General features: G+C 37.2%; 7 protein-coding genes. 6 read left to right on the top strand and 1 reads right to left on the bottom strand.

What is annotated here, in order from left to right; translation table 11 throughout:
• Positions 1-63: 63 nt before the first annotated feature.
• Positions 64-2562: an NEW3 domain-containing protein gene (locus tag KM885_RS13190; protein ID WP_216884133.1), complete on the bottom strand. Its 2499-nt coding sequence runs from the start codon at positions 2560-2562 to the stop codon at positions 64-66.
• Between the two features lie 295 nt (positions 2563-2857).
• On the opposite strand from KM885_RS13190, the gene KM885_RS13195 reads away from it, so the two are divergent.
• From KM885_RS13195 to KM885_RS13220, 6 genes are all read left to right on the top strand, one after another.
• Positions 2858-4030, top strand: a complete 1173-nt coding sequence (locus KM885_RS13195) for an ROK family transcriptional regulator (protein ID WP_204797736.1) — start codon at positions 2858-2860, stop codon at positions 4028-4030.
• 28 nt (positions 4031-4058) lie between these two features.
• On the top strand, positions 4059-5165 hold the full coding sequence (locus KM885_RS13200) for an extracellular solute-binding protein (RefSeq protein WP_244987020.1): 1107 nt from the start codon (positions 4059-4061) through the stop codon (positions 5163-5165).
• A gap of 105 nt (positions 5166-5270) precedes the next feature.
• Positions 5271-6368: an ABC transporter ATP-binding protein gene (locus KM885_RS13205; protein ID WP_204797735.1), complete on the top strand. Its 1098-nt coding sequence runs from the start codon at positions 5271-5273 to the stop codon at positions 6366-6368.
• Between the two features lie 7 nt (positions 6369-6375).
• Positions 6376-8061: an ABC transporter permease gene (locus tag KM885_RS13210; protein ID WP_216884134.1), complete on the top strand. Its 1686-nt coding sequence runs from the start codon at positions 6376-6378 to the stop codon at positions 8059-8061.
• A gap of 22 nt (positions 8062-8083) precedes the next feature.
• Positions 8084-9481, top strand: a complete 1398-nt coding sequence (gene argH, locus KM885_RS13215; protein WP_216884135.1) for an argininosuccinate lyase — start codon at positions 8084-8086, stop codon at positions 9479-9481.
• Between the two features lie 279 nt (positions 9482-9760).
• The coding region (locus KM885_RS13220; RefSeq protein WP_216884136.1) for a helix-turn-helix domain-containing protein at positions 9761-9981 on the top strand (221 nt) is incomplete at its 3' end.

The following is a 9981-nucleotide window of genomic DNA, read 5'->3' on the forward strand; positions in this document are numbered from 1 at the left end:
ATTTTTATATAATGCTATAAAACAGTAGACCAGTTTTGCTAGTCTACTGTCTTTTTATCTAACCTACTCTACACCATAGCTAATAAGGTTAGTAAAGATTCTATAGGCACCCGGTACTTGGTTGTCGATTTGTCGATAGAATACGAGGTTGGTGTATAGATAGGTTCCTTCACCGTATTCAGCTAAAAGTATTCCACTATCAAATGGTTCCTCACCAGGGTCATTCATTTTTACGAATGTTTCGTAGTGATCATCCCATTTCATAGGAAAATAAAGTCCTCTTTCCTGTACCCAGTTATCCCAGTCATTATCTGTAATTTTGTTCGGGTAATGGAATAGTTTATGATCTGGTTTGGTTACGGTAACTTTGGCGTTTTCATCTGTTACACGCCACTCTATAGATGGATTTCCTATCTCCAATGGGTATGGTGCTGACTTTTCAATATCCCAGTTATCTCCTGGTTTGTGGTATTGCACAACCAAATGCCCGCCGTTTTTAACATATTCTAGTAAGCGATCATTATGATGGACAAGGTCTTCTCGTGATAGATTAGCTCTAATTCCAGTTATAATTGTATCGTATTGAGAAAGGTCACCAGAGGCTAAGTCTTCCTCTTGAAGATTGGTAATATCAAATCCGGCGTTTTTTAAGTAATTACTCACTTCATCAAAACCACTTTCAATATATCCTACTTTTAATTTTTCAGGTTTTAATAGCTCAAATGCCTCTCCATCAATGACGGATTTATAGGCATAGTAAGAATTACGAATGTGATCATATGAAATTTCTTGTATGGTTGTGTTGTACTGTTTTCCATTTGCTTCTGCGATTGTTTCCATGTTTATCTCTCCCTCTTCTATGTTAGAAGGTGGTGTTAAAGTAAAGGAAACCTCATTTTCCTCCATTCGTTCCGTAAATTTAATTTCCTTTTGTTTAGGCTCACTATTCCAGCCTTCAGGGAGATTTAATGAAACAGTGGCTTTATTTTCACCTTTTACATAGTTTTTCACTTTAACCTTTACAGGGATTTGATCCTGAATCTCATCGGTATTTACGAACAGATTCTTAGGTTCGGCACTAATACTAATTTCTGGCAGTACTGCAACTGTATTATCTAAATCTAGTATTTTTGTTGATTCTACACCATTTTCTTTGAATGTAATTTTTGTTTGAATAATGGGTTCTTCATAGGGGTTAAAGTATTCTGCATCATCTGGAATGTTGACAGTGTATGTTACGGATTTCGATTCTCCCGGTTTTAAGTGCTTGATGTTTCCATCTCCGCTCACTTTCCAATTGTCCGGTGTGACTAATGATGAATTAATATGTTGAATTTTCTCCTTTCCATTATTAGTGATTTCCATCGTAATATTTGCTTGTTCTCCTCGTGTTAATGTGTAGCTTTCCATAGACGTTTCAACCTTGAGGCTAGATGATACAAAACTTACTTGTTGCAGTTGTTCTTCTTTTATTTCTAATTTATGAAGAAGATCATTTTTTACATCATCGTCTATTTTTGCTTTCTCTACTGAATGATAAATCTTTTGCACTTGTTTTAATGCTTGTTGGGACTCTGGTAGAATGGCTTCTCGGTTAGGATAAAGTTCTATAATGTGGTCTAGCTTTTCTTGTAAATTTGCTAGTTTTCCTTGAAGTTCCTTATTTTGAATAGCTTCTGACCATTCTTTGAAATCATATGGAATACCTGCGAATAGATCTGTGTTTTTCTCTGAAGATGAGGAGTTCATAAGTTCTAGATGAAATTGCCTAGGTTCTGCTGGGACTTCCTTTCCCATCCCCTGACTCTTATGCATCATTCTAGATTCTTCCCCAAGTTGTGGGTAGGTCATCTGATAAATTGGGTCCATGTCACCAATTTCTATGGATGTAGTAGCTGTTTCTTCTGATTCAGCTGGTAGGTAAAGTTTCTTTATTTGCCATACAGACAATCCATTTTCCAACTGTTCTGGGAAAACATTTGGATCTGCGGCATCTGTAAATGCACGTTCACTTAAGATAGTCATTATTCTGTGGTGACCATGTTGACTATTTACGTTTCTGAAAGATGGCATCACTATATCTGGTTGAAAAGTTCGAATAAATTTAATTAACCGCTCATATGTTACTTCTTCTCCCCATTTTTCAAGGGTTTCTTCTGGAGATTTCGAGAAACCAAAGTCATAAATGGTATCATCTGTTGTTTCGCTTAAATGGTAAGCTTTAACGCCGGTAATTTTTGCGGCTTCTATCATTTCATTGGAGCGAATGATACCTAATGCACTTCCTAATTCACTACCAATTTCATTTTGCCCACCTTCTCCACGGTTTGCAATCATACTTGCAGTTTTTACTCCAAGACCTCTAGAAAGATAAGCGAGAAAATCACTCCTTTCATCGTCAGGATGTGCTCCGGTATTTAAGAAAGTTATTGTTGTATCTAGAGGTTTTACTACATTCCAAAGTTCAACGTCTTGTTCTTTGCTATTGTTTGCAAATGCTGTTATAGGAAAATAAGCTGTGATGAGGACAATAGAAAGAAGCAAATAGAACCCCTTTTTCATAATTGTTACTCCTCCTATCCTTAATTAAGTAGGCCTGTATGAATATTTCCTCCTTTCCTTAGATGTTGTTAGTAAGTTTTACTAACTAACATGCTAGGCCGATTTACTGCTTCATAAACAAAATAACATATGAGTCAGAAATGTAAATATTAGGAAGGTCCTAATTATTACTAATAATTCCGAAAATTTGTACTTTACAAACGTTTGTCCAATCACTTAATATAAAAGTTGATATGGAATTAGGTAAGTAAACTTTACTTACTTAATTCCAAATGATAAGTAAGGGGCCTATGAAATGCTAAAGGGAAACTCAGCTAATTCTACTTACATACAGCAAATGAATAAAAAATTAATTTTAAAGTGCATTATGGAAGAAGATCTTATTTCACGTGCATCTATTTCAAAAAAATTGTCTATATCTAAACCTACTGTGTCTACTATCGTTGACCAGTTATTAGAGGAGGAATGGGTTTATGAAACAGGAGTTGGTGAGGTTCCTAAAAAAGGAGGTAGACGCCCCGTAAACTTAAGATTCAATCCTCAAAAAGGTTACATTATTGGTGTAGATATTGGTGGGACGAAGGTAGCGGTTGGAATCACTGATTTAAGTGGGAAGGTTTATGATATGACGGTGTTCCCTACAAAGAAAATAAAAGGGGAGCGGTTATTTGATGAAATTAAAACTGAAATGGAACAAATTAGAGAGCGCCTACAAATCAGCGAATCTAAATTGATGGGGATGGGGGTAGGTGTTCCTGGAATTGTTAATGTAGAAAGTGGGACAGTAATCGAAGCACCTGCACTTGAGTGGAACAATTACCCCATACTTGACGTGCTTAGAAGTAGATTTAACCTTCCTATTTTCGTTGACAATGATGTCAATATTAGTGTTCTTGGGGAACATTGGAAGGGAATTGGTAGAAAAAAGGACAATTTAATCTATATTGCTATTGGAACTGGAATTGGCAGCGGCATCATGATTAATGGTGATCTGTATCGTGGGAAATCTTATGCTGCTGGAGAAATCGGCTATATGGTCACCGATAGAACATTAGCTAAAAATTATCACCCTGTTTTTGATGGATATGGCTTTTTAGAAAGTGTTTCTGGTGGATTATCTATTGGAGAACAGCTGTCCAAACGGTTAGGGAGAAAGGTAGAAGCAAAAGAGGCATTTGAGCTTTACCTAAAAAAGGATCATGATGCTATGAAGGTTATTGATATTGCGATTGAGAATTTGTCATTAGGCATTGCTAATTATATTTCCTTGTTAGACCCTGAGTTAATTATTTTAGGGGGTGGTGTCAGTGAATCGTACCATGTCATAAGCAATAAGATGCAAGACATCATACAACGATTCACGCCAAGAAAATGTGATGTAGTGCAAACTACTTTTGGTGAGGAGGCAGGGGTCATTGGTGCTGTCGCTTTGTTTTTACGGGAGTATGACAGTGTGTTAAACATTTGATTGAAGGGGGAGACTTTTTTTGAGAAGTATGAGAAAAAGTTGGCTATATCTGATGGTACTTGGACTATTTATATTCCTTGCCGGTTGTATGGCAGGAGAATCAGATCATACAAGTGGTGATTCTGGTGAAGCGGAAACAAATGATAAAGCTGGGGAAAAGTCCGGTGATTTAGAGGATACGGTTGTTGTTTATTCTCCGCATGGAAGCGATATACTTGGTGAATTTGAAAAATTATTTGAGGAAGAGTATGGGATTGATATGCAATTTTTAGATATGGGATCCCAAGAGATTTTGGACCGTGTTCGTTCGGAAGCTAATAATGTTCAAGCAGACGTTTGGTGGGGAGCACCTCAATTAAATTTTGATCAGGCTAAGGCCGATGGTTTACTAGCGGAATATAAACCATCTTATGCAGATACTTTAGATGAAATGTATTATGATGAGGACTTTATGTGGACTGGAACATCCATTACACCAGAAGTAATTCTATATAACACAAATGAAATATCAGAAGATGAAGTTCCGAAAGATTGGGATGATTTACTTGATCCAAAATGGGAAGATGAAATTATCGTTCGGTACCCATTAGCATCTGGAACAATGCGCACTATTTATTCAGCTATGATTTATAGAACTTATAAAGACACGGAAGATCCACAAAAAGGTTATGAATGGTTGGAGAAATTTGATCATAATACCAAAGAATATTCGGCTAACCCAGAAATAATGTATAACCAAGTGGCCAAGGGGGTAGGTAGTCTATCTGTATGGAATATGCCAGATACTGTTATGTTAGCAGAAGAGAAGGACTATCCATTTGGTTATGTTATCCCTGAAAGCGGTACACCAGTTTTAACGGAGGGAATTGCTATTTTAAAAGATGCGCCACATCCTAAAGCGGCTGAGGCTTTCTATGAATTCGTTAATACAAAGGAAGCGGCAAAACTCTTGGCAGAAAAATATTATCGTATTCCGACGCGTGATGATATAGAAGAACTTCCAGAATGGATTACGGAAACAGAAATTAAACCAATGGACATTGATTGGGAATTATTTGATGAGAAGCAATCCGAATGGATGGAATACTGGGATAATAATATTAAAAATACAGAGAAAGATTTAAGCGAAGAATAAATACTTCCACCACTTAATTTACTAACAAAAACTTGAAGAGGGGGATGAAGGTAAACCCCCCATTGATGAAGTCTACTTTATGACAGATTAAAGGGAGTTGTTGGTATGTCAACTGTCAATTTATCTAAAATAACAAAGCAATTTGGTAGTGTAACAGCTGTGAAAAATCTAGATCTGTTAATAAATGAAGGTGAATTTTTTACTTTTCTAGGTCCGAGTGGATGTGGTAAGACAACAACTCTTCGTATGATCGCAGGTTTCTACTATCCTACGAAAGGTAAAGTTTTGTTTAATGATAAGGATATGACTGCCGTACCACCGGAGAAAAGGAATACAGGCATGGTTTTTCAAAACTATGCCTTATTTCCACATATGACTGTTTTTGAAAATGTCGCCTTTGGGCTAAAGGTAAGAAAGTTAAATAGAACGGAAATGAAAAAGCGAGTAGAAGAAGTGCTAAAGAAAGTTCGTTTGGAGCAATATATGGATAGACAAGTAAGTCAACTAAGCGGTGGTCAACAACAACGCGTTGCATTGGCTCGGGCTTTGGTAATTGAGCCAGATATTCTTTTGCTTGATGAACCATTAAGTAACTTAGATGCTAGGTTACGAGATGAAATGCGAAATGAAATTTTACGTCTACAGAGAGATTATGCGATAACCACCATTTATGTTACGCATGATCAGGTAGAGGCGTTGACAATGAGTGACCGGATTGCTGTTTTTAATATGGGGGTCTGTCAGCAAATTGGTAGTCCGATAGAGATTTATAACGAGCCGGTTAATGATTTCGTAGCGGAATTTATTGGAGAGACTAATCTACTCCCAGTCATTTTTGAAGAACAAGCGGATAAGCAAAGAGTATATCGAACACAAGATTTAGATGTTTCGATTTATGTAGTAGATGAGAAACCTCATATTGCCAATTATAAAGATTCGGATGAACTTGTCATGTCCATTCGGCCGGAAGCGGTTCAAATTGTGGGAGAGGAGAAAGAAGGGGAAAACATTCTTCGAGGGGAAGTATCCTTAGTACAGTTCACAGGTGCCTCTGTTCATACTTATGTAACACTAGAAAATGGAGTAACCATTAGAACAACAGATTTGAATAAAGGCCCTAGTATATATCTACAGGAAGGTAAGAAAGTAAATGTACAATTACCAGCTAATCAAATACGTGTGATTCCAAAGGCAAGGATGTGAAGAACACATGTTAAATGCACAAAAAAGAAAAACGATTCTTTTATTGATACCAATTATTCTCGTATTAGTTGGCTATGTACTTTATCCATCTATTGAAACAATGATTGAAAGTTTTAAAAGGAATGGTACCTTTTCTTTAGAAAACTATCAAGATTTCTTTGGTGAAAAGGCTAATGCCAATTTAGAGGCTTTATGGAATTCGGTTTGGATTTCTTTATTATCTGTGTTTTTTAGTGCGTTAATCGGAATACCGTTAGCTTATATTTTTAACCGCTATGATTTTCCAGGGAGGAAATTCTTCTCGAGTATTGCAATTATGCCGATCGTTTTACCATCTCTTGTAGGGGTTATGGCATTCATGTATTTATATGGAGAAGCAGGATTGATTCCTAACATGATTAAGGACTTATTTCGTTTATCAGAGGTTCCCTTTAGTATCGGTGGGATTAGCGGTATCCTCATTGTTCACGCCTATACGATGTATCCATATTTTTATATGACGACTTCATCTGCACTAAATAATATTGATCCTTCTCTGGAGGAGTCCGCCTATAATCTTGGCGCAAACCGCTTTGAAGTATTCTGGAAGATTACTTTTCCTTTATTAACCCCTGGTTTGGTAGCAGCTTCCTTACTTGTCTTTATGGTTTCCATGGCATCATTCAGTGCACCATTTCTATTAGCTGGTGGATTCCGAGTATTAAGCTTACAAATCTACTTTTCTAAAATGAATGGCGATCTAGAAATGGCGGCAACACAGTCTATCATTCTAACTGTTGTGTCTATATCCTTCCTACTGTTTATGCGATGGTATCAAAACAGACGAGATTACAGGATGGCAAGTAAAGGGATTGGCGCGCATCGTAGTGAGGTCAATAATCCATTTTTAAAATGGTGTATGGTGACAATTGGAATTTTAGCCATGATTATTCTGCTGTTACCACATGCTACTTTATTTATTCTATCTCTTGTTCCAGAAGGCGGATGGACTTGGCAAACGTATCCTCAAATCTTTAATTTAGATAATTACCGATTATTGTTTGATGATCCAAATATTTGGGATCCTGTTAGAAATAGTTTAATCATGTCCTTTATTGCTTGTATTGGTGTATTTGTTTTTGGCATTATTACTTCTTATGCTTTGGTAAAGCGTAAGTTTGTTGGTAAAAATTTATTAGATATACTTGTGATGATTCCATGGGTGTTACCGGCAACAGTAGTAGGGATGAACATGATATTGGCCTTCAACAAAGCCTCTATATTTTCTTTTGGTCATATTTTAGTCGGTACATTTTGGATATTACCACTTGCTTATTTTGTTCGATTTATTCCATTAGTCGTCCGTTCCACAACAGCTGTCCTTGAACAAATGGATGATTCGATTGAGGAGGCAGCACAGAATTTAGGTGCCAAATGGTTTTATACCTTTAGAAGGGTAGTTATCCCCATTATTATGCCGGGGGTATTAAGTGGAACATTGTTAGCATTTGTGCAAGCAGTTGGGGAATTTCCAACCTCTGTCCTTCTTTATACATTAGGAAATCGACCGATATCTATTGAAATCATGAATCAGCTGAGAATGTTTAATATGGGGCAGGCAGCGGCATACGGAATGATTCAGGTTGGACTAATTGCTATCGTCATGATTATTTCGAGTAAATTCTTTAAGGTAAAGGCGGATAATGCTTTATAACTTGGATTGAGGTGCATAGTTCATGGTTACGACAAAGAAACAGTTTGAATCTGTTGATGGAAAAAAGTTCCCTGGAAAAACATATGTAGAAGCATTATTAAAACCCGTATTCTATGATCAAAAAGAACATCTATTTGATTCCATGTTTTTGATTCATAAAGCCCATACGACCATGCTTAAAGAACAAGGGATTTTAACAGAAGAGGAAGCGAAAAAAATTCTAGATGGGGTGAAACATGTAGAATTAATGGACCGTGGAGAAATAGAGTATTCACCTGAATACGAAGATTTATTTTTCCTAGTAGAGTCTCGTATAGGAGAACGGATTGGTGATGATTTGGCGGGGAAAATGCATATCGCAAAAAGTAGAAATGATATGGGCGAAGCTATGTATCGAATTGTTATTCGTGATTATTTAAAGCAAACCATTGACAATGCGGAAAAGTTAGCAGAGACAATTCTTTATCAGGCAGAGCAACATGTTGATTCCGTTATGCCCGCGCATACACATACTCAACCAGCACAGCCCACAACGTTTGGACATTATTTCGTCGCAATTCATGATAATCTGCGAAGAGATATCCAAAGGTTAAAGGAAGCATATAAAACAGTGAATCAATCTCCAATGGGGGCGGTGGCTATTACGACTACTGGTTTTCCCATTAATCGAATGCGGGTTGCTGAGCTCCTTGGCTTTGATGGATTGGTAGAAAATTCTTACGATGCTATTGCTACTGGAGATTATCTAATTGAAGCAGCACAGGTATTAGTAAGTTTAATGACAAACATGGGCCGGTGGATTCAAGAATTATTGCGAATGGCGTCAAAGGAAGTTGGTTTAATCCAGGTTTCTGATGCTTATGTACAAATTAGTAGTATCATGCCACAAAAAAGAAATCCTGTTTCCATCGAACACTCACGAGCAATTAGTAGTAGTGCAGCAGCGGAAGGAATGGCAGTGATTCATATGATTCATAATACGCCATACGGGGATATCAATGATACGGAAGATGATCTGCAGCCACACCTTTATACTGGCTATAAAAAGGCAAATCGAGTCTTGTGTTTAATGAGAGCGGTAATTCTAACGATGGAAATTCATACGGATCGGGCTTATCAACAAGCTAGGGAAAATATGATTACCATCACGGAACTTGCAGATGTTCTTACAAGAGATTATGGGGTCCCTTTTCGAAAAGCCCATTCAAAGGCTAGTGTCATTGCAAAGAGGACGAATGCGGAAGGAAAGCAATTATATGATCTATCTGTTCGCCAAGTGAATGAGTGGTTAGAAGATATCCAATTAACGAATGAAGATTGGGCAGCAATCGTAGACCCTATGTGCTTTGTTGAAAGAAGAAAAATAACAGGCGGCCCTAATCCGGAAGTAGTAAGGGCAATGATTAGGGCGAGGAAATAGATGAAGAAAGCTATCTATCTTGACTGTAGAGTGGGATGGGTAGCTGTTTTATTTGTTCTGTGGCGCGAATGCTGATAAATGGAAGGTGATTACTGATATATGAGATTGAGTGCTGATAAATGGAAGATGATTGCTGATATATGAGGTTGAGTGCTGATAAATGGAAGGAGATTACTGATAAATGGAGTGCGAGCTTTTAAGCCCCCTTAATCCATTGGACACGTAAATATATAAAAAGTACAATACTTTTAATCGTGTACCACTTGGGAAAGGGGTGAAATGATGGCTAGAAAAAACATAGAAATATTTGAGGATCTAAAGAGGAAATACGTGAGAATGGCTCTTGAAACAAATAAGTATACAAGTACAGCTAAGGCTGCGGGAGTTCATCCTGATACTTTAAGAAAGTGGATAAAAAAGTATGAGACGGAGATCCGAGATCAGATGGAGGAAGAAGGAGTGGGCCTTACTTCTCCGGAACCAACTGAAAAGGAATATAA

Origin of the sequence: Oceanobacillus caeni, from assembly GCF_019037185.1 — a bacterium.
Taxonomy (GTDB): Bacteria; Bacillota; Bacilli; order Bacillales; family Amphibacillaceae; genus Oceanobacillus; species Oceanobacillus caeni.

Excerpts from the sequence above, each read along its gene's own strand:
- KM885_RS13195 (WP_204797736.1), top strand. The coding sequence starts at position 2,858 with ATGCTAAAGGGAAACTCAGCTAATTCTACTTACATACAGCAAATGAAT.
- argH (WP_216884135.1), top strand. The coding sequence starts at position 8,084 with ATGGTTACGACAAAGAAACAGTTTGAATCTGTTGATGGAAAAAAGTTC.
- KM885_RS13205 (WP_204797735.1), top strand. The coding sequence starts at position 5,271 with ATGTCAACTGTCAATTTATCTAAAATAACAAAGCAATTTGGTAGTGTA.
- KM885_RS13210 (WP_216884134.1), top strand. The coding sequence starts at position 6,376 with ATGTTAAATGCACAAAAAAGAAAAACGATTCTTTTATTGATACCAATT.
- KM885_RS13200 (WP_244987020.1), top strand. The coding sequence starts at position 4,059 with ATGAGAAAAAGTTGGCTATATCTGATGGTACTTGGACTATTTATATTC.
- KM885_RS13190 (WP_216884133.1), bottom strand. The coding sequence starts at position 2,562 with ATGAAAAAGGGGTTCTATTTGCTTCTTTCTATTGTCCTCATCACAGCT.